General features: G+C 66.6%; 19 protein-coding genes. 8 read left to right on the top strand and 11 right to left on the bottom strand.

Features of this window, described 5'->3' with window-relative positions:
* The first annotated feature begins 28 nt into the window (after window positions 1–28).
* Window positions 29–745 (top strand): 4'-phosphopantetheinyl transferase family protein, encoded by a 717-nt coding sequence (locus tag JF52_RS16545; protein WP_052166878.1) that lies wholly within the window; start codon window positions 29–31, stop codon window positions 743–745.
* Here the strand turns inward: JF52_RS16545 and JF52_RS0110075 are convergent.
* From JF52_RS0110075 to JF52_RS0110060, 4 genes are all read right to left on the bottom strand, one after another.
* A complete protein-coding gene (locus tag JF52_RS0110075) occupies window positions 648–1,964 on the bottom strand; it encodes a M1 family metallopeptidase (RefSeq protein WP_033106026.1) in 1,317 nt (438 codons plus the stop codon). The two genes, JF52_RS16545 and JF52_RS0110075, sit on opposite strands and share 98 nt — an antisense overlap.
* The gene (locus JF52_RS0110070; protein WP_033106025.1) at window positions 1,961–5,890 is read right to left on the bottom strand and encodes a Pls/PosA family non-ribosomal peptide synthetase; all 3,930 of its coding nucleotides are present in this window, start codon (window positions 5,888–5,890) and stop codon (window positions 1,961–1,963) included. Before JF52_RS0110070 ends, JF52_RS0110075 begins: the two co-directional genes overlap by 4 nt.
* A gap of 8 nt (window positions 5,891–5,898) precedes the next feature.
* A complete protein-coding gene (locus JF52_RS17625) occupies window positions 5,899–6,612 on the bottom strand; it encodes a hypothetical protein (RefSeq protein WP_200880985.1) in 714 nt (237 codons plus the stop codon).
* A gap of 213 nt (window positions 6,613–6,825) precedes the next feature.
* Complete coding sequence (locus JF52_RS0110060; RefSeq protein ID WP_033106024.1) at window positions 6,826–7,800, bottom strand: helix-turn-helix transcriptional regulator; 975 nt, start codon at window positions 7,798–7,800, stop codon at window positions 6,826–6,828.
* A 108-nt stretch (window positions 7,801–7,908) separates the two neighbouring features.
* Between JF52_RS0110060 and JF52_RS0110055 the strand changes: the two genes are divergently transcribed.
* Window positions 7,909–8,859 carry an alpha/beta fold hydrolase gene (locus JF52_RS0110055; protein ID WP_052166876.1) on the top strand — a complete coding sequence of 317 codons (951 nt, stop codon included), beginning with the start codon at window positions 7,909–7,911 and terminating at the stop codon, window positions 8,857–8,859.
* A gap of 89 nt (window positions 8,860–8,948) precedes the next feature.
* On the opposite strand, the gene JF52_RS0110050 is transcribed toward JF52_RS0110055, so the two are convergent.
* From JF52_RS0110050 to trxB, 6 genes are all read right to left on the bottom strand, one after another.
* A complete protein-coding gene (locus JF52_RS0110050; protein ID WP_033106022.1) occupies window positions 8,949–9,338 on the bottom strand; it encodes a VOC family protein in 390 nt (129 codons plus the stop codon).
* Window positions 9,339–10,128: 790 nt separating this feature from the next.
* A complete protein-coding gene (locus tag JF52_RS0110040; protein ID WP_033106020.1) occupies window positions 10,129–10,551 on the bottom strand; it encodes an arsenate reductase ArsC in 423 nt (140 codons plus the stop codon).
* Complete coding sequence (locus JF52_RS0110035) at window positions 10,548–11,549, bottom strand: metalloregulator ArsR/SmtB family transcription factor (protein ID WP_033106019.1); 1,002 nt, start codon at window positions 11,547–11,549, stop codon at window positions 10,548–10,550. The genes JF52_RS0110040 and JF52_RS0110035 overlap by 4 nt, the downstream gene beginning before the upstream one ends.
* On the bottom strand, window positions 11,546–12,658 hold the full coding sequence (gene arsB / locus JF52_RS0110030; RefSeq protein WP_033106018.1) for an ACR3 family arsenite efflux transporter: 1,113 nt from the start codon (window positions 12,656–12,658) through the stop codon (window positions 11,546–11,548). Before arsB ends, JF52_RS0110035 begins: the two co-directional genes overlap by 4 nt.
* Window positions 12,655–12,981, bottom strand: coding sequence for a thioredoxin (trxA, locus tag JF52_RS0110025; RefSeq protein WP_033106017.1), 327 nt, complete (start codon window positions 12,979–12,981; stop codon window positions 12,655–12,657). Before trxA ends, arsB begins: the two co-directional genes overlap by 4 nt.
* Window positions 12,978–13,955, bottom strand: coding sequence for a thioredoxin-disulfide reductase (trxB, locus tag JF52_RS0110020; protein ID WP_033106016.1), 978 nt, complete (start codon window positions 13,953–13,955; stop codon window positions 12,978–12,980). The genes trxA and trxB overlap by 4 nt, the downstream gene beginning before the upstream one ends.
* A gap of 128 nt (window positions 13,956–14,083) precedes the next feature.
* Here trxB and JF52_RS0110015 point away from each other — a divergent pair, with 128 nt between their 5' ends.
* Window positions 14,084–14,488, top strand: coding sequence for an arsenate-mycothiol transferase ArsC (locus tag JF52_RS0110015; RefSeq protein WP_033106015.1), 405 nt, complete (start codon window positions 14,084–14,086; stop codon window positions 14,486–14,488).
* 57 nt (window positions 14,489–14,545) lie between these two features.
* On the opposite strand, the gene JF52_RS0110010 is transcribed toward JF52_RS0110015, so the two are convergent.
* Entirely contained in the window at window positions 14,546–15,853 is a 1,308-nt protein-coding gene (locus JF52_RS0110010) for an FAD-dependent oxidoreductase (RefSeq protein ID WP_152594855.1), read from the bottom strand.
* 83 nt (window positions 15,854–15,936) lie between these two features.
* Here JF52_RS0110010 and JF52_RS0110005 point away from each other — a divergent pair, with 83 nt between their 5' ends.
* From JF52_RS0110005 to pstA, 5 genes are all read left to right on the top strand, one after another.
* Entirely contained in the window at window positions 15,937–16,278 is a 342-nt protein-coding gene (locus JF52_RS0110005; RefSeq protein ID WP_084595741.1) for an ArsR/SmtB family transcription factor, read from the top strand.
* Entirely contained in the window at window positions 16,275–17,447 is a 1,173-nt protein-coding gene (locus JF52_RS0110000; RefSeq protein WP_033106013.1) for an MFS transporter, read from the top strand. The genes JF52_RS0110005 and JF52_RS0110000 overlap by 4 nt, the downstream gene beginning before the upstream one ends.
* A 143-nt stretch (window positions 17,448–17,590) precedes the next feature.
* Complete coding sequence (locus JF52_RS0109995; RefSeq protein ID WP_234001306.1) at window positions 17,591–18,556, top strand: PstS family phosphate ABC transporter substrate-binding protein; 966 nt, start codon at window positions 17,591–17,593, stop codon at window positions 18,554–18,556.
* A 23-nt stretch (window positions 18,557–18,579) separates the two neighbouring features.
* A complete protein-coding gene (gene pstC / locus JF52_RS0109990) occupies window positions 18,580–19,536 on the top strand; it encodes a phosphate ABC transporter permease subunit PstC (RefSeq protein WP_033106011.1) in 957 nt (318 codons plus the stop codon).
* A gap of 74 nt (window positions 19,537–19,610) precedes the next feature.
* Window positions 19,611–20,450, top strand: coding sequence for a phosphate ABC transporter permease PstA (gene pstA / locus JF52_RS0109985; RefSeq protein ID WP_234001305.1), 840 nt, complete (start codon window positions 19,611–19,613; stop codon window positions 20,448–20,450).
* The last annotated feature ends 80 nt before the right edge of the window (window positions 20,451–20,530 follow it).

The raw sequence follows: 20,530 nt of genomic DNA, 5'->3' as shown, positions 1-20,530 counted from the left end.
GGCGCTCGGGGCGGCCTACGCTGAAGGCGTGAAGATCGAGGAGACCGCTCTGGGTCCGGTGCGGATCGCCTGGACCTCCGCGGTGGACGACGCCGACCTTCTCGGCGCCGTGCGTGTGCTGGGGCCGTCGCAGAGGATCCGCCACGACAGCATGGATGCCGTGCGGGCGCGCCGATTCGCCACCGGACGACGACTCCTCTCCGCGCTCGTGCACGGGCCGTCGGCCGGGGCCGTTCGAATCGAGAGCGTGTGCGACCGATGCGGAGGCGACCATGGCCGCCCCCGCATCGAGGGAGCGCCGTTCGCCGTGAGCCTCAGCTACGCCGGCGACATGGTCGTCGCCGCCGCCGTGGGTCTGGATGCGGCATCGGCCGTCGGCATCGACATCGAGCGCCGCACGTCGGATGTCGACTCGCCGATGCGCGAACTCACGCACCTGTTCGCACCGCACGAGCCGCCAGGGCTGCGCGAGTGGACCGAGATCGAGGCCGCCGTCAAGGCAGATGGGCGGGGGCTGCGCGTACCGCCTGCGGACGTCGCATTCGGCGAGCGCTCCCCGATGCTCCCTGGCGGTCGGGTCGTCCACGTTCCCGGTCGGCTCGAGCGCATGGAGGTCGCTCCTGCGCCGGGCCCTCCGGATCACATCGTCAGCGTCGCGGTCGTCGCTGCTGCGAGCGAGGCAGCGCCGGAAGCGGTGCGGCATCCAACCACGCATGGAACAGCTCCGCGAGCGGCGCCCCGGTGATCTCCTCCGCAAGCGCGATGAAGTCGCCCGTCGTCGCGGTCGTCCAGCGGAAGCGCTCGGCCCACGTGCGCAGCAACCGGAAGAACGACTCGTCTCCGACGGTCAGCCGCACGGCGTGGAGGGTGAGCGCGCCGCGCTTGTAGATCCGGTCGTCGAACATCAGATCGGGACCGGGCTCGCCGAGGATGATGTCCTGGTCGAGGCTCGCGAGGCGCCGGTGATGCGCCACGGCCTCGTCGTGCGTGCTGGCACCGCCGGAACGCTCGGACCAGATCCACTCCGCGTAGCAGGCGAACCCCTCGTTCAGCCAGATGTCGCGCCACTGCGCGAGGCCGACGCTGTTGCCGAACCACTGGTGCGCGAGCTCGTGGGCGACCAGTCGCTCCGAACCGCCTTCGCCGTCGGCGTGGTTCGCCCCGAAGATGCCGACACCCTGTGCTTCGAGCGGGATCTCCAGTTCGTCCTCGGTGACGACGACACGGTAGTCGGGGAGCGGATAGCCGCCGAACGTCTCCTCGAACACCCTCATCATCTCCGGCAGGTCGGCGAAATCCGCCAGGACCCGGCTCTCCAGCGCCCGCGGGTAATGGAGTTCCCCCACGACACCCGCGAATTCGAGCGGCGTGGCGACGTATCGGCCGATCTGCACGGTCGCCAGATATGTGGCCGTGGGGATGTCGCGATCGAAGATCCACGTCGTCCTGCCGCCGCGGGTCGAGCGCGAGGTGGTACCGCCCGCAACCACCGTGTACGCGGAATCGGTGGTGAACGTCAGCCGGTAGGTCGCCTTGTCGGACGGGAGATCGTTGCACGGGAACCAGGTCGGCGCCCCCGTCGGCTGCGAGGCGATGATCACGCCGTCCTCCAGCTCTTCCCAGCCGATCGTCCCCCACCGGGACCGGCGCGGTCGCGGAGCACCCGCATAGGCGATGGTCACCGCGAATGCGTCTCCGGCGGCGAGCGGAGTGCCGAGGGAGACCCGGAGCTTCCGATCGCTCTGGCGGAACGGCACAGACTTGCCGGAACCGAGCCGCACACGAGAGGCGCGCAACCCGACGAGATCGAAGGACAGCGCGCTGGTCGCGGCGCGGACGTGCCCGCGCACGACCGCTGTGCCGCTGAGGCGGTTGGTCGTCACCTTGTAGTCGAGCTCGAGCTCGTAGTGGTCGACGCTGATGTTCGCGTCGCCGCTCTGCGCGACGTACGGGTCGCCGCTCACAGGTCGGCAGCCTGGTACGCGCGGACCTTGACCGCTCGCCACGGTCCGATCGGGTTCCCGCTCCAGCGGCTGCCGACCGGAACCGTCTCACCGCGCATCACCAGGGACGCGGGTCCGACGGTCGCGTCGGCGCCGATCGAGGCGGCCGGCAGGATCACGCTGTGCGGTCCGAGGGTCGCACCCGCTTCGAGTGTCACTGTGTCGGTGCTCATCACTCGATCATGGAACAGATGCGTCTGAACCACACATCCCCGGTTCACGGTCGCCCCGTCGCCGAGTGTGACGAGGTCGGGCTCCGGAAGCCAGTAGCTGTCGGTCCAGACGCCGCGGCCGACCTTGGCACCGAGTGAACGCAGCCACATCGCGAGGATCGGCGTGCCCGCTGCCGCATTCGCGAACCAGGGTGCGGCGAGCATTTCCGTGAAGGTGTCGGAGACCTCGGTGCGCCAGACGAAACTCGACCAGAGCGGGTGCTCGCCGGGACGGATGCGCCCGACGATGACCCACTTCGCGATCGTGCTGATCAACGCCGCGAGCAGGCCCGCGAGCATGATGGCGGCGCCGGAGAGCACCACGGTCGCCACCAGCCCCCATGTCCCGATCATCGCGGCGAGCGCGAACAGGACGGCGACGCCGAGAGCGCAGCTGACGACCACGGGAACGATGCGGCACAGCTCCCACAGGGCGCGGGCGACGCGAAGTGCGCCGCGCGGCCGGTACGTGCGCTCGAGGTCGGCGTCGTTGACCACGCGGCGCAGCCTCATCGCCGGCGACCCGAGCCACGATGATCCCGGCTTGGATTTCTCGGGCGCCACCGAGAGCACCGCGACCAGACCGTCGCGCGGCACCCGGTGACCGGGACCGGCCATGCCGGAGTTGCCCAGGAAGGCGCGCTTGCCGATGCGCGCACGATCGATGCGCATCCATCCGCCCTTGAGCTCGTAAGCCGCGACCATCGTGTCGTCGGCGAGGAACGCGCCGTCGTCGATGGTCGTCATGGACGGGATCAGCAGCACCGTGGACGCCTCGACCTCGCGGCCGACCTTGGCGCCCAGCATCCTCAGCCAGATCGGCGTGAACAGGCTCGAGTAGATCGGGAACAGGATCGTGCGGGCGGAGTCGAGGAGCCTCTCGGTCGACCAGGCCTGCCATGCGACGCGGCTGCGGACGGCGTGGATGCCCTCGTTCAGACCGATCGACAGCAGCCGGGTGAGCAGCACCACCAGCGCGGCAAGAGTGAGACCGGCTGCGAGCGTCGCAGGAACCAGCCATGCGGCGACGACAGGGAGGGCGGCGAGAAGGGATTCGGATCCCCGGATCGCCTGTGCGATCACGAGCACGCCGACGCCGTAGGCGATGAAGGGAAGCAGGGCGAGTCCCGCGGAGGAAAGGCCGTAGACCCAGAGCCATCTGCGCGGAGCGAGCGGACGCTCCGGCGCCAGCGGGCTGGATGTTCCCCCCACGCGCACCGCGGGAGAGCCCGCCCATCGCTGGCCGGCCCTGACGCGGCCGAACACCGCCGAACCAGGGGCGATCTCGGCATCGCGGCCGATCTTCGTACCGGGGGCAAGGGTGCTCCGCGCGCCGATCGTGGCACCGGCACCGATGCGGATGCCGCCGATGCGCACGGTGTCGCCGTCGATCCAGTACCCGGAGAGATCGACCTCGGGCTCGATCGCCGCGCCCTCGGCGACGACGAGCATGCCCGTCACCGGCGGCAGCGCGTGCAGATCGACGTTCGGTCCGATCTTGGCACCGAGAGCGCGTGCGTAGTAGGTGACCCACGGCGCTCCGGCAAGGCCCACCGGATCGATCTGGTGGGCGATCTGCTCGGCCAGCCAGAGGCGCAGATGCACCCCTCCACCACGCGGGTAGTCGCCCGGTCGCACTCCCGCGAGCAGCAGTCTGGACAGGCCCGCCGACACCGCCATCCGTCCGAACGGGATCACGAAGATCAGCAGACCGAAGACGATGACCCACCATGGGGCGTCCGGCAGGAACTCGAATCCCGGCACGAGCTGCAGGAGCCAGCTGCCGGTGAGCAGCCACAGCGTCCAGCGGATGCCGGTGAGGATGAACAGCGGCACACCCGCGACGCTCTGCACCCACTGCATGATCCTCGGCGTGGGATGCGCCGTGCTGAAGGTCGCGGCGACCTCGTCCTCGTCGGAGGCCTCCTCTTCGACGGCATCCGCCATCTGCCGGAGCTTCGGCAGATCGTAGACGTCAGCCATGGTGAACTCGGGTGCGCGGACACGGATGCGGGAGACGAGCTGCGCGGCCGCGAGTGATCCGCCGCCGAGCTGGAAGAAATCGGCCTTCTCGTCGGCGGGCCGGATGCCGAGCACGGCCAGCCACTGCTCGGCGAGCCACGCCGCGGTGCCCGACAGCGAGGAGTCCGAGCCGGTTGTGTCTTCGAGCGGCCAGGGCAGCGCGGCCTTGTCGACCTTGCCTGACGTGCGCACCGGGAGGTCATCCATCACTGCGAGCAGCGGGATCAGCGGCGCCGGCAGCGTCTCGGCGAGCTCGGCGCGGGCGGTCTGACGGTCGAAGCCCTCGGCGGGGACGACGTAGCCGACGAGCAGCGGCACGCCGCCTTCCGAGCGCTGCACGACCACGGTGGCGGCGGAGACGGCAGACAGCGCCTGCAGAGCCGATTCGACCTCGCCGAGTTCGATGCGGCGTCCGCCGACCTTCACCTGGTCGTCGGCACGGCCCTGGAACAGCAGACCTGCGGGATCGGCGCGCACGAGGTCGCCCGACCGATAGGCGCGCTCCCAGCCGAGCGACGGCATAGGCGCGTACTTCTCGGCGTCCTTGGCGGGGTCGAGGTATCGGGCGAGACCGACACCTCCGATGATCAGCTCGCCGACCTCGCCGTCTGCGACGCGGTTGCCGTCCGCATCCACGACGGCGAGGCTCCATCCGTCCAGCGGCAGTCCGATGCGCACGGGACCTTCGCCGTCGAGCAGTGCAGCGCATGCCACGACCGTCGCCTCGGTCGGACCATAGGTGTTCCACACCTCGCGGCCCTCGGAGACGAGGCGAGCGACGAGTTCGGGCGGGCAGGCCTCTCCCCCGAAGATCAGGAGGCGGACGTTCTCGATGGCGTCCTGAGGCCACAGTGCGGCCAGCGTCGGAACAGTGGAGACCACGGTGATCCCGTGGCCGAGGAGCCAAGGCCCGAGGTCTTCTCCCGAACGGACGAGCGCGCGGGGCGCGGGGACGAGACAGGCACCGTAGCGCCACGCGAGCCACATCTCCTCGCACGACGCGTCGAACGCGACGGAGAGGCCCGCGAGCACCCGGTCACCCGGACCGAGCGGTGCATCCTGCAGGAAGAGGCGCGCCTCTGCGTCGACGAAGGCCGCCGCGGAGCGATGCGTGACGGCGACGCCCTTGGGCACACCGGTCGAGCCGGACGTGAAGATGATCCAGGCGTCGTCGTCGACCGTGGGCATGGGCGCGGTGCTGATCGCGCTCGAGCTCGGGTGAGGCGCGTCGCCGTCGAAGAGAGCTCTCGTCGTCTCAGATGCCGCGGACGCCCGCGGTTCGTAGACTCCTGCTCCGGTGATCACGCCGGCGACGCCGGCCTCTCCGAAGACGAGGTCCGCCCGCTCCTGAGGGTCGTCGGCGTCGACGGGCACGTAGGCGGCACCGGCGGCCATGATCCCGAGGATCGCGATGTAGAGCTCGCGGTCGCCAGACGGCATTCGCACGCCGACCCGGTCGCCCTTGTCCACGCCGTTCTCGCGAAGGCGTGCGGCGGTCTGCCAGACGAGCGCCAGCAATTCGGCGTAGCTCAGGGCGCCGTCGGCGTCTTCCAGTGCCGATGCCTGCGGATGCTGCTCGGCGGATGCTCGGAGGATGTCGATCAACGTACGCGAGGCGGTCGCGTCGCCGGAGTGGTCGAGATACTCCTGCATCGGCGGGTTCAAGCCGACAGAAGGGTGATCAGCTGCGCCTTGTTGAGCCGGGAGAATCCGGTGCGGCCCTCGGCGGCGGCGCGTGCGCGCAGCTGCACGACGGTGAGCGTCGACAGATCGGATGCTGCGGGTGCAGTGGCCTTCGGTGCCGCGGTGCGCGCCGCAGCAGGCTTGGCGGCGGGCTTGGTTGCAGCAGCGGGCTTTGTCGCGGCCGGCTTGGTCGCAGGCTTCGCCGCGGCAGGCTTGGTCGCAGCGGGCTTCGAAGCGGCAGGCTTTGCCGCAGCGGGCTTTGACGCAGCAGGCTTTGTCGCGGCCGGCTTAGTCGCAGGCTTCTCCGCAGCGGGCTTGGAAACGGGCTTCACGACCGTCTCGGCCTTCTCCGTTTTTTCGGCCTTCTTTGCCTTCGCCGCCTTCTTCGCAGCCTCGGCTTGCAGCTTCTTAGCGGCCTCGGCCTTCGCTGCCAGCTTGCTCTCGATCTTGTCGGCGGTCTTCTCGATGCGATCGATCGCGGCGACCGCCTTCTTCTCGACCTTGCGCGGGCTGCGTTCGACCTTCTTCTTCTTCGCCTTCGAGACGTCCTTGGCGTCGTCTGCGAGGGCGCGGAGCTTCTTCGCGTCCTTCTTCGGGAGCGTCTTGCTCAGCCGCTTGGCGTCCTTCGCAGCCTCAGCCGCGGCATCCAATGCAGCGTTCGCCGACTTCACGGCCTTGGTGATCTTCGCCATCTTCACTCCCTCATTCCGCATGTCCGCCGCGGGATGACGGCGTACTGCATGCGGCGCACATCGTACAGGGGCAAGAAGAACGGTACGGAAACTGTCGCCACACGGGTTCGCCCTTTCATCGGCCTGACACCGCTTCGGCTCGACGTCGCCTCCTAGCCTGAGGATGACGCCCAACCCTCTACCTGGTCCGCGGCCGGGCGGCTTCCGTAGCAATCATGCGAGGCGCTCGCGGTCTGTGAGGTGAGTGGCGAGCCGCTCGATGGCGCGCGCGAGTTCGGGCGGCTCGACGACAGACACGGGAGCGGTGAGCGCTATCTCGGCGACCGTCATCGCGAGTCGTCCGAGATCTTCGCTGCAGATCTGGACGACGCAGTGTTCTGCGTGCTCCTCCCTCAGAGTGTGGTCAGTCCACCGAAGGACGCCCTCAATCTCTGCGAACGGTTTGTGAATGGCGAGCGTCGCATTGCGATCGCGGGCAGAGCGGCCGATCGAGCTCGCGACAAAATCGGCCGCGTCTCCACCGGGAATCGTGCGAGGCGTGAAATGACTGCCGACCGGTCGCGGCTCGTGGATCCGGTCGAGTCGGAATGTTCTCCAATCGCGACGGTCTCCGTCCCATGCCACGAGATACCATCGACGCCCGGCTGTGACGAGCTGATGCGGCTCGACATACCGCCTACTGCTCTCGCCCTGGCTTTGTCGGTACTCGAATCGCACGAGCTCATGGTCACGGCAAGCGGCGGCGAACACGCTCAGCGACTCAGGATGGATGACCGCGTCATTCGCTGTTCGCCGCAGTGATGCGACGCTCGAGTGCAGCGCGGATACGCGTCGACGGAGTCTGTGGGGCAGCAGGGCTTCGATCTTTGCCAGCGCGCGGAGCGACGTCTCCTCGATCCCGCTGACGGCGGCCTCCGCGCCGTAACGCAATCCGATCGCTACCGCGACGGCCTCCTCGTCGTCGAGTATTAGAGGCGGCACGTGCGCTCCGGTCGCGAGCCGGTAGCCGCCGTACCTTCCCGAGATGGAATCGATCGGGTAGCCGAGCTCGCGAAGGCGGTCGAGGTCTCTTCGCACCGTTCGTTCGGTCACCCCGAGCCGAGCCGCGAGTTCTGCACAGGGCCAGAAGCGATGGGTCTGCAGAAGGGACAGCAGTTGCAAGGCCCTGCCCGTGGAATCCGTTCGCATGATCTCAGCTTGCCGAGGATCTAGGACGTCCGGTGTCCAGAATGCCTCGTACGTTCTGAGCGCAGCCGATCCGCAACGCGATCTGGCACCCAACTCATAGGAGTATCCGTGAACCTGTCCGCCTTCCCCGACCCCACCCTCATCCCCGTAAACGGCATCGAACTCGAAGTGTTCGAGGCAGGACGAGACAACGCCGGAAACCCCATTGTGCTGTGCCACGGGTGGCCGGGGCATGCCTCGGTATGGCGCCATCAGGTGTCGGCCCTCGTCGCCGCGGGGTACCACGTCATCGTCCCGAACCAACGCGGCTACGGCAACTCTTCGCGGCCGGACGATGTGACGGCCTACGATATCGAGCACCTGTCAGGTGACCTCGCCGCGCTTCTCGATCACTACGGATACAGCAACGCCACCTTCGTCGGTCACGACTGGGGCGCGAACGTCGTCTGGGGTCTGGCCCTGTTGCATCCCGACCGTGTGGACAAGGTCATCAACTTGAGCCTGCCCTACCAGGAACGCGGGGAGACGCCGTGGATCGAGCTCATGGAAGCAGTGCTCGGCGGCGACTTCTACTTCGTCCACTTCAACCGTCAGCCTGGCGTCGCCGACGCCGTCTTCGATGAGTACACCTACCAGTTCCTTCGCAACCTGTACCGGAAGAACGAGCCTCCTCGCCAGCCCCAGCCCGGTATGGCGTTCATCGATCTCGCTCGAGCTGAAACGCCACTCGGTGACCCGGTGATGAGCGACGACGAACTCGCCGTTCTGGTCTCCGCGTTCGAAGCCTCCGGATTCACCGGCGGTGTGAACTGGTACAGAAACCTCGACCGCAACTGGCACTTGCTGGCCGACGTGGACCCGATCGTCCATCAGCCGACCCTCATGATCTACGGTGACCGAGACATGATTCGGAAATCTGAGACGCTTGCAGACTTTGTGCCCAACGCCGACGTCGTCACTCTCGAGTGTGGGCATTGGATCCAGCAGGAAAAGCCGGCCGAACTCAACCATGCGATCCTGAGCTGGCTGCAGCAACAGGACACCGCACGCCGCCGATAGACAACGTACAAGCCGCTTGTTGCGGCCCCGGCTCCGGGGCTGCAACAACACCTGCCTTCAAGAAGCAGTGCAGAGGTTCTCGGCGACAGTTAGAACTCGTCCGCGACGACCTCTGCTTTGAACCCCGCGGAGTTCTCAAGCCAGCCTGCATAGTGATCTGTTCCACCCGCGTGCGGATATCGATCGTGATACAACGGCTGCCACCCATGTGACGTGGCGGTTGCCATGATCGCATCCACGACGGCGGCCGTGCCGGCCTTGAACGCGAGATGATTCATGCCCGGAGCCCGCCGGTCATGCGTTGGCCCGCTCAGGTTCGGTGACGTCGTCAACGTGACGTAAGCGCCACCTGCCGCCCAGGACTCACCGTCCTCCCACTCGCTCTCCCGCGCAAATTTCAGCTCGCGAAGCAACCAGCCCCATTCAGCGAGCGCGGGGGCATCGACAATCCAGATCTCCACATGGTGTATTCCCGCCACGTCGCCAGTCTCGCAGTTCGACTACCGAGTCCGGAAGTCGGTGCTCAGGGGTATCGCAACACGAGGCGGGGATACTCGGCACGGTCCTGCCGTAAACGATCATTCTGGTGTGTTCAGCATCGGCACCTTAAGGTGTTCTCACTGCCCGCGAACAGAAAAGGTGCGATGCTCCGACGATCTGCCGCGCTTGTCTCGGCCGCCCTGCTTCTGGCTATCGGACTAGTGGCCTGCGGTGCGCGCGAGCCCGAATCCAGGCCACAACCCTCGGCGGCGTGGGACGGTGGCCGAATCGACGAGGTTGCCATCGAGCCTGAGCCAAGAATGTCTTTGACGATCTCTTCCGGCGGCAACGCCCAGTTGGCGAACATGCCGGAGGGCCAATGGGAGAGAACCGACTCGGGAATCTGCTGGGACGACACAGGGGGTCTGTATTCGGGCCCTGCAACTTGGAGCTGGTTCGCCGAGAGCGGCATCGAGGTGAAGTTCGAAGACTCCGCGGTGATCTTCTGGGCATGGCCCGGCAAGTTCGGGAGCTATGACTGGTCAGCGTTCAAGATGGTGAATTGTCGAGGCGACCGAACATGGGGGATGTCACTGACCTGCGGATCTGCAGGCACTGTGGACCTTACGCCATGCAAAGTCCCATCTGATTAGACGTCTGCCGAAAACGATCGTTTCCGGCAGGTGCGCAGCGCGTCGGGACGGAACGCTCCTGACGTGTCCCGCGGGACGGATCTGCCGTCAGGTCGCGTCACCCACGTGATCTCCGGGCCTCGCGCCCTGTCTGCTGTCAGTTCCGACCGGAAGGGACCAGTTCACCCACGAGCGTCTCGATGCGCGCCCTGATCTCATCGCGGATCGGGCGCACCGAGTCGATGCCCTGGCCTGCCGGGTCGTCGAGCTTCCAGTCCTCGTAGCGCTTGCCCGGGAAGAACGGGCAGGCGTCGCCGCAGCCCATCGTGATGACGACATCAGAGGCCTGCACCGCTTCGGTGGTGAGCACCTTGGGCTGTTCGGCGGTGATGTCGATGCCGAGCTCGGCCATCGCGTCGACCGCGACGGGGTTGATCCGGTCGGCCGGCACGGATCCTGCGGAGCGCACCTCGATGCGATCGCCGGCGATGTCGCGGAGGAATCCGGCCGCCATCTGAGAGCGACCGGCATTGTGGACGCAGACGAACAGGACGGAGGGCTTGGTGGCAGTGTCGGTCATGAGGTCTCCTCGAGTAGTTCCTGGACAAGGGCACGCACGCGGGCGGTGATGTCATCGCGGATGGCTTCGACGCCTTCGCGCGAGGCGAGGGCCGGGTCACCGACAGCCCAATCGTCGTAGCGGACGCCGGGGATGATCGGGCACACATCCCCGCAGCCCATCGTGATGACGACATCCGCTGCCCTGACGGCGTCGTCGGTCAGCGGCTTCGGGAATCGCTCGGCGGCCGCGTCGCCCTCGATCTCGGCGAGCAGCGAGCGCACGTGCGGGTGGATGACGTCGGCGGGGCTGGATCCGGCCGAGCGCGCGACGACCCTGCCACCGGCGAGCTGATTGACGAGTGCGGCGGCGAGCTGCGAGCGGCCGGCGTTGGCGACGCAGACGAACAGCACCTGCGGGACTGCCGTGTCGCGGTCGCGGGTGAGATCGCTCAGTCGCTGCCTGGCGAAACGCTCTGCGAGCGGGATCAGCGCCGAGGTCACCCTGGCGGTGCGCGCGAGGGCTGTGTACGACTCGCGGACGACAGTGAGGACGACGGCCTCGTCCACCTCGGGAATGTCGGCGAACAGTTCATCAGCGAGACGGGTCACACGGGCGTCGAAGTCGGGCCGGAGCGACTCTTCCGATGCACCATCGGAAGCCGGACCGGCGACCGTAGCCGGCGCGAAGGAGTCCAACAGTGTGGTGACGGCGCGGCGGCGGTTCGGGTGGATCTTGTACCAGACCCAGGTGCCGCGGCGCTCGGACGTCAGCACATCGACGTCCTTGAGCACCTTCAGGTGATGCGACACGGTCGGCTGTGACACCTCGGCGAGCTCGGCGAGATCGCAGACGCAGGACTCGCCGCGGGGGTTGGAGGCGATCGCGGACAACATCCGCAGGCGCAGGGGGTCAGAGAGCGCCTTCAATGTGGCTGCGACGGATGACGCCGCGTCCTGCCCTATCGCGTGCGAGGCGACCGGACTGCAGGTGTCTTCAGCGGTCAAAGTGACCTTCATGATGGCGTCCTCACGTCGGCGTATGGAGCTGCGGCGTATGGATCGGTGTGGAACCAGCGCCTGGCTGCCCAGAGCGAGACGTAGACGAGCCCCACGAGCAAAGGCACTTCGATCAGCGGGCCGACGACGCCTGCGAGGGCCTGGCCGGACGCGGCACCGAAGGTGCCGATGGCCACCGCGATCGCGAGTTCGAAGTTGTTGCCGGCTGCAGTGAACGCCAACGTCGATGAGCGTGCGTATCCGAGGCCGAGAGCCTTGCCGGTGAAGAGTCCGACGAACCACATGACTGCGAAGTACACCAGCAGCGGCAGTGCGATCCGCGCCACGTCGAGCGGGCGGGAGGTGACCTGTTCGCCTTGCAGGGCGAACAGCAGCACGATGGTGAACAGCAGCCCGTAGAGGGCCCACGGGCCGATCTTCGGCAGGAACTTCTCCTCGTACCAGTCGCGGCCCTTTCGGCGCTCGCCGATGAAGCGGGACGCGAATCCGGCCAGCAACGGGATGCCGAGGAAGACGAACACGTTCAGCGCGATCGCCCCGACGGAGAAGTCCAGCCCCTGCGAGTCCAGCCCCAGCCATCCGGGGAGGACGGTGAGGTAGAACCAGCCGAGCAGTGAGAACGCGAAGACCTGGAACACCGAGTTGACCGCGACGAGCACGGCGGCGGCTTCGCGGTCTCCGCAGGCGAGGTCGTTCCAGATGACGACCATCGCGATGCATCGGGCGAGCCCGACGATGATCAGGCCCGTCCGGTATTCCGGCAGATCTGGCAGGAACATCCAGGCGAGTGCGAACATCAGCGCGGGGCCGATCAGCCAGTTCAGCACGAGCGAGGAGATGAGCAGCTTCTTATCGCCGGTGACCGCCGCGACCTTGTCGTAGCGGACCTTCGCCAGGACGGGGTACATCATCACCAGCAGGCCGAGAGCGATCGGGATAGAGATCCCGCCCACTTCAAGGCTCGCGAGCAGCGGCGATACGCCGGGAACGAAGCGCCCGAGGAGGATGCCGCCGACCATGGCGAGCCCGATCCACAGCGGCAGCCAGCGGTCCAGGGTGGACAGGCGTCGCGTCGTCGACGTCGGCGCGGGAACGGTTACAGCACTCATGCGAGCAGCGCCTCCATCTTCTCGGTGATAACAGTCTTCGGGTGTGCACCGATGAGGATGTCGTTGCGGACACCGTTCTTATAGAAACTCAGGGTGGGGATCGAGGTGACGCCGGCGGCCACTACCGCCGCCGGGTTCTGGTCGGCATCGAGCTTGACGATCTTGATCCGGCCGTCGTACTCGACTGCGAGCTGCTCCAACAGAGGTGCGATCTGCTTGCACGGGCCGCACCAGGTGGCCCAGATGTCCACGACTACGGGGAGATCCGCATCGAGGACCTCGGTCTGGAATGTGGCGTCGGTGACAGATGCGGGGCTTCTCATGCGAACACCTCCTCGGTCTCGAGTTCGAACGTGGTGCTCTCGTCCAGAGCGGATAGGTAGTGCTGGGCGTCCTGCGCGGCGGCGCATCCGGTGCCCGCAGCGGTGATGGCCTGACGGTAGGTGTGGTCGACCAGGTCGCCAGCCGCGAACACTCCGGGAAGGTTCGTGCGGGTGGAAGGATGTTCGACGAGCACATATCCGTCGGCGTCCGTGTCGATGATCCCAGTGACCAGTTCGGAGCGCGGGTCGTGCCCGATGGCCACGAATACCCCGGTTGCCGAAAGCTCGCGTTCTGCTCCGGTGACGGTGTCGCGGAGGGCGACAGCGTGCACCTTCTCGGCGCCGATGATGCCTGCGACCTCGCTGTTCCAGGCGACGTCGATCTTCGGGTGGTCGAGTACCCGCTGCGCCATGATCTTCGAGGCGCGGAACTCTTCGCGGCGGTGCACGACGGTGACCTTCGATGCGAAGCGCGTCAGGAACAGTGCTTCCTCCATCGCGGAGTCGCCACCGCCGACGACGACGATCTCCTGCTCGCGGAAGAAGAACCCGTCACACGTCGCACACCACGAGAGTCCGTGGCCGGTCAGCCGGTCTTCTTCGGGCAGTCCGAGCTTGCGATAGGCGGACCCCATCGTGAGGATGACTGCGCGGGCGTGGATCGTCTCTCCGCCGCCGGTCTCGACGATCTTGATCGGGCCGTCGAGATCGACGCGGATGGCGTCCTCGAGCAGGATGCGTGCGCCGAAGCGCTCGGCCTGCGCTCGCATCGACTCCATCAACTCCGGCCCCTGCACACCGTCGACGAACCCGGGGAAGTTCTCCACCTCGGTCGTCGTCATCAGTGCACCACCCGCAGTCACGGAACCCGCGAGCACGACCGGCTCAAGTCCCGCACGAGCGGCATAGACCGCAGCGGTGTACCCGGCAGGTCCGGAACCGATGATGACCAGCTCAACCTCTTGAATCGACATGTGTCTATATTGACATTCGTCGATACCGAAAGCAAACCATACAGAAGAGGAGTTCACCTGCCCGTCACCCGACGAGCGGATCATGCCAATGCAGCACACCCTCTTCCTTCCTCCGAGAAAGCCGCGAAATGACGACCCAGCCCAAGACCGTCCTGTTCATCTGCACTCACAACGCGGGGCGTTCGCAGCTGGGCGCCCACCTGCTCGCCCATGTCGGAGACAAGCACCTGGTGGCCACAAGCGCGGGGATCAACCCGGCCGAGGCGATCAACCCGGCGGTCGCGGCATCATTGCAAGAACTCGGCATCGACACGAGCGCCGCACATCCGCGTGCGGTGACGGCCGGAGATCTCGACGCCGCTGATGTCGTGGTACTGATGAAGCCGGGCCTGTCTTTACCAGGCCCGGTGCGCGGAGAACTCGTCGAGTGGTCGTTCCCTGATCCAACGAACTGGGAAGCCGACGGAGTGCGCGAGCTGCGCGATGCTGTCAATGAGAGCGTGCGCGGGCTCGCTGCGCGTCTCGCGGGCTGAGGACACGAACGGCTGGGCCCTCCTCCCCGGGGACCCCAGCCCTTCGTGACGTGACGATCAGCCGACGGTGACGGGACGCAACCCGATCTGCACCAAGGCCGGAGCCGGGGCTGCACAGCAGCTTCCCGCGTTGTCGTCGAAGTCGCCGGATCCACCGCACACGCCAGTATCGGGAAGGACGAGTTCGTTGCGTGCGGCGGCCTCGTGATCTCCCGCGATCTGCGCGGTGACGCTTCGTACCTGCTCGTATCCCGTCATCGCGAGGAACGTCGGCGCGCGGCCGTACGATTTCACTCCGACGATGAAGAAGCCCTGCTCCGGCTGGGCGAGCTCCCTGGCGCCGGTGGCCCCCACCGATCCGCATGAGTGGATGTTCGGGTCGATCTCCGCGGCGATCCCGGCGACGGCATCGAGAGCCGGGTCAAGGCTGATACGCAGCTCGCGCAGCATCTCGGTGTCCGGTCGGAACCCGGTCAGAGCGAACACATGAGCGACACCCGCGACCTCGCGTCCGTCCTCGGCGATGACCGTCAACGCCTCATCCTCTTGACTGATTTCCGCGACCCGGAATCCGGTGACCAGGTTCACCAGACCCTCATCGATCATCTTGCGGGCGCGCGAGCCGAGCGCTGCGCGCTCCGGGAGCTCATCGCCGAGCCCGCCACCGAAGACATTCGTCGCGCTCCCGCGACGCAGCAGCCACGTGACCTGGGTACCGGGCGATCGCCTGGTCAGTTCGCCCAGGCGCAGCACGGCGTGCGTGGCGGAGTGCCCGGCGCCCACGACGACGACATGCGCCCCGGCGAGCTCGGACACGTCGTCAGGGATGCGGTACGAGATCGAGGCCGACGCCGTCGACTCACCGAGCGCCGGGAATCCATCGCTGCCCGCCGGGTTGGGAAGACCCCACGTGCCGCTTGCATCGATGACGGCCCGGGCACCCAGGCGGAATTCATTGCCGTCTCGGTCGACCGCGTGCACGATGAAGGGCTGGCTCTTGCGTCCGCCGTCGACGACCTTGTCACGCCCTTGACGAGCGATGCCCGTCACGGTCGTGGCGTATCTCACCTGCTCCCGCAGAACGCCGGCGAGCGGCGCGAGGTATTCGTTCACCCATTCCGCACCGGTCGGGCACCCCGACGTTGGGGCACTCCAGCCAGTGGATTCGAGGAGACGTCGTGCCGCCGCATCGGTCAGTTCCGGCCATGCCGAGAAGAGCCGTACATGGCCCCATTCCGATACTGCCGCTGCGGGCCCCTCGCCACGCTCGAGGACAACGACGTCCACACCGCGTTCGGCAAGATGCGCCGCTGCGGCAAGCCCCTGCGGGCCCGCCCCGATCACGACAACTGGAAGCTCATCCATCACATCTCCTCAAATCGAAGTTCTTCGATACGAAAAGAGTTCCGCATCTATCGAAGAATGTCAATACGTGTCAGACTAGCCCCGTGAGCTTGCCAACCACCATCGAAGCGAACACCTGCTGCGTGCCGCGCATCACATCCTCGCTCACCGCTGAGGATGCGGAGCGGGTGTCACGCGTGTTCAAGGCGCTCGGCGATCCCACTCGGGTCAGGCTGCTGTCGTTGATCGCGGCCGGCGCTGGCGGCGAGGCATGCATCTGCGACCTCACGGAGCCCGTCGGCCTCTCGCAGGGGACCGTCTCCCATCACATGAAGCTCCTCACGGATGCCGGCCTCGTCACGCGGGAACAACGTGGCAAGTGGGCGTACTTCGCCCTCAACGACGGCGCTCTGGAAGCGGCCGCCGACGCGCTCCGCTCCGCATGACGGGAGTGGACGCGCCACCCCGCCTTGGTGGTCGGCTGGCCGCGCTCTCCGTAGGGCAGGTCATCAGCTGGGGCATCCTGTTCTATGCGCTCATCGTCGCGTCCCCTGCGATCGCAGCCGATACAGGTTGGCCCGTCGCCCTGGTGACCCTGTCATTCTCGTCAGGCCTGATCGCATCCGCGGCCGCGGGGGTGTTCGTCGGCCGGTGGCTCGATGCGCGCGGCCCACGACTCATCATGACCATCGGCAGCGTCGTCGGCCCCGCCGGGCTCATCGTCGTCGTGATGGCACCGGATCTCGCCGTGTTCACCATCGGGTGGGTCATCGCGGGCATCGCGCAATCAGCGGTGCTCTATCAGGCGGCCTTCACCGTCATCGCCCGCAGGTACGGGTCGCGCCGACGTGGCGCGATGACGATCCTGACCCTGGCCGGCGGTCTCGCCTCCACGGTCTTCGCCCCCATCGTCGCCGGTCTTCTCGCCGTGACGGATTGGCGAACGACGTTCTTGCTTCTCGCCGGAGTCCTGCTTGTCACCACCGTGCCACTGCACTGGTTCGGTCTCGAGCGCGCGTGGACACCGATGGCGCACGACGACGGCGTCCAGGCGCATACCGTGAGCACGGTCATCCGGACCCGACACTTCTGGATGCTGGAACTGTCCATGCTCGCCCTGGCGGCAGCGCTGTTCAGCGTCACGCTCGCCCTCATCCCGCTGTTCACCGAGAAGGGCCTGAGCTATGAGCTCGCAGCCTGGGCACTCGGCCTCCTCGGCGCAGGGCAGGTGATCGGCCGCCTCCTCTATGTCGCCATCCCGCACACCGCAGCCCCCTGGATCCCGCTTGCGGCCACGGCCGGGCTCAGCGTCGCGTTCCTCGCTCTCCTCGCACTCGTCCCTGGACCGCCGTGGCTACTCATCTCGATCGGCATCGCCGCCGGCGCCGTCCGCGGTGCACAGACGCTCGTGCAGGGCTCAGCCGTCGCAGACCGCTGGGGCACGCACAACTACGGGGCCATCAACGGTGTCTTCGCTGCGCCCATCACCCTCGTCGGTGCGCTCGGGCCCGCCCTCGGACCGCGCCTCGCGGTCGCGACCGGCTCCTACTCGGCCATGGCGCTCATCGCCGTCGCCCTCGCTGCGCTCTCGCTCGTCTTCGCCCGGTTCTCCTGACGCGGTAACTCAGGAGAGCTCTTCCACGTTCGTTCACCTCACGTTCACATAGATGACCTTCTATGAATACGTCGGATAGACAACCATCTATTTGAGGCGGTCCACTGGCTGCCTGACACGTATCTGAGATGAAGGAAGCAATCGTGCGAAAGACCACAGCAAAGATCTTCGCGTCCACGGCGCTGGTCGTCATCGGCGCGCTCACGCTGAGCGCCTGCGGGGGACAACCCGCGGAAGGCGACTCCGGCGGATCGAGCGGCTCCGCAAGCGGATTGTCCGGTTCGGTGACCACCGACGGTTCGTCGACCGTTGCCCCGCTCACCGAGGCGGCAGCCGACCTCTTCGGCGACGAGGAGTCCGGTGTGAACGTCTCCGTCGCAACGTCCGGCACCGGCGGCGGGTTCAAGTCCTTCTGCGCCGACGAGACCGACATCTCCAACGCGTCCCGTCCGATCAAGGACGAAGAAGCCGCGGAGTGCGAAGCCGCGGGTGTCGAGTACACCGAGATCGTCGCCGCCAACGACGGGCTCTCGGTCATCATCAATCCGGAGAACGACTGGGCTGAGGATCTCACCGTCGAGCAGCTCAACACCATCTGGGGCCCGGAAGCCGAGGGTGAGATCACCAACTGGAACCAGGTCGACTCAAGCTTCCCCGACCAGGCCATCACGCTCTTTGGTGCGGGCACCGACTCTGGGACGTTCGACTACTTCACTGACGCGATCAACGGTGAAGAAGGCGCGATTCGTACCGACTACAGCCCTTCGGAGGACGACAACATCACGGTCCAGGGCGTCTCGGGCGACGTCGGCGCGATCGGGTTCCTTGGCCTGAGCTACGTCGAAGAGAACGAGGGGGTCATCAAGGCCGCCATGATCGACGGTGTGATGCCGAGCACGGAGACCGTTCAGGACGGCACGTACACCCCGCTGGGGCGTCCGCTGTTCATCTACGTCAACAACGCCTCCTACGTTGAAAAGGAACAGGTGAAGGCGTTCGTCGACTTCTACGTCGCGAACTCGCTCGACATCGCCGAGCGCGCCCTGTTCGTCCCCCTTACCGAGGAGCAGGTCACCACGGCCTCGGACGAGCTCGCATCCCTCGGCTGATCCGCCCGCTCACGACGATTCTCATGACCACCGTCTCTGAGCGGACAGGGGGTCCGGCCACTGGTCGGGCCCCCGCCCCCTCCGCATCATTCGCTGGACGCCGCCGGCCCGGTGAGTTCCTCATCAAGCTCGGTTTGCGCGTGGCGGCCGGCATCACTGTCATCACGACGGTCGGCATCCTCATCGCGCTGCTGATTCCGTCGCTGAGCTTCTTCGCCGAAGTGCCCGTGCTCGAGTTCCTCTTCGGCACACGCTGGGCCCCCCGATTCGCCGACGCCTCGTTCGGTGTCCTGCCCCTGGTGACCGCCACGTTATGGACGACGGTGATCGCACTCCTCGTCGCCGTGCCATTCGGTCTCGGCGCCGCGATCCTCCTCGCGGAGTACGCCAAACCCCGCGTCCGCAAGATACTCAAGCCGTTGCTGGAGATTCTCGCCGGCATTCCTACCGTCGTCTACGGGTTCTTCGCCCTTCAGTTCGTCCAGGGCACGGTACTCCGCGACTGGCTCCAACTGCCGACGGGTGCGTTCAGCGTTCTCGCCGCTGGCCTTGTGATGGGTGTCATGATCATCCCCACCATCGCCTCGATCGCGGAGGATGCGATGTCTGCCGTTCCCAGCGCACTGCGACAGGGAAGCGCCGCTCTCGGCGCCAACCGTATGCAGACCACTCTCCGTGTTGTCTTCCCCGCGGCGCTGTCAGGCATCGTCGCCGCCGTCGTTCTGGGGATCTCCCGCGCGGTCGGAGAAACGATGATCGTCGCGATCGCCGCCGGCAGCCAGGCACAGATGGTGAGCAACCCGCTTGAGCAGGGACAGACGATGACTGGCTTCATTGCGAACGCCGCGCTCGGGGACTCCCGCGTCGGGAGCCTGGAATACAACACGCTGTTTGCCGTCGGGCTGCTGCTGTTCCTCATCACGCTGCTCATTAACTTCATCAGCATCCGCTTCGTGCGCCGATTCCGGGAGGCCTACTGATGTCCGCGCCGACAACCACCCCGCCCCGCGTGATCCACGCGTCCCGCCCACTCGCTACGGGCCGAAACGGAGAGATGCGCCCCACCGCGCTTCTGTTCCTTCTGCTGCTGTGGTTCTCGCTGTTCGTCGCGTTCGCGGTCCTCATCACCCTGCTGGTGACCATCTTCCTCACCGGACAGAACAAGCTCTCCTGGAACCTCATAACGAACTTCCCCTCCGCCGACCCTGAAGAAGCCGGAGCTCGCCCCGCCATCCTCGGCTCTGTCTGGGCGATCGGCACCACCGCTGTACTGACTCTGCCCCTGGGCATCGCCGCCGCCGTGCACCTGGAAGAGTTCGCCGACCGGAAACGCTGGTTCAACAAGTTCGTCGAGCTCAACGTGCAGAACCTCGCCGCTGTCCCGTCGATCGTCTATGGCCTGCTCGCTCTCGCGTTCTTGTCCATGTTGGGTGTCACCAACAAGAACATCGTCATCGGTGGGGCGCTCGCGCTGACGCTGCTCATCCTGCCGGTCATCATCATCGCCACCAGGGAAGCCCTCCGTGCCGTGCCCCGCGAGATCCGCGACGGTTCCCTGGCACTGGGCGCGACGCCATGGCAGACGACGTGGCGGCAGGTGCTCCCCGCATCCGTCCCCGGAATCGCCACCGGTTCGATCCTCGCCCTGTCCCGAGCCCTCGGCGAAGCCGCACCACTCCTCGTACTCGGTGCTCTCGTCTACATCACCTTCGATCCGAACGGGCTCCTCAGTGGTTACACCACCTTGCCGATTCAGATCTTCAACTGGACCGGGCGACCACAAGAGGGATTCCACGAGCTCGCCGGCGCGACCAGCATCCTTCTGCTCGCCGTTCTCATCCTTATGAACGCCCTCGCCATCTTCATCCGCAACAAATTCCAGAAACGGTGGTAACCATGAGCACCCCCACAGACGCTGCCACAGCGCACACCCACTTCCACGCCGCCGAATCACGACGCCTTGCCCACACCCCC

This window comes from Microbacterium profundi (assembly GCF_000763375.1).
GTDB classification, from domain to species: domain Bacteria; phylum Actinomycetota; class Actinomycetes; order Actinomycetales; family Microbacteriaceae; genus Microbacterium; species Microbacterium profundi.
Note: the sequence above shows the minus strand (reverse complement) of the source record. Positions and strands in the feature narration are given on the sequence as shown.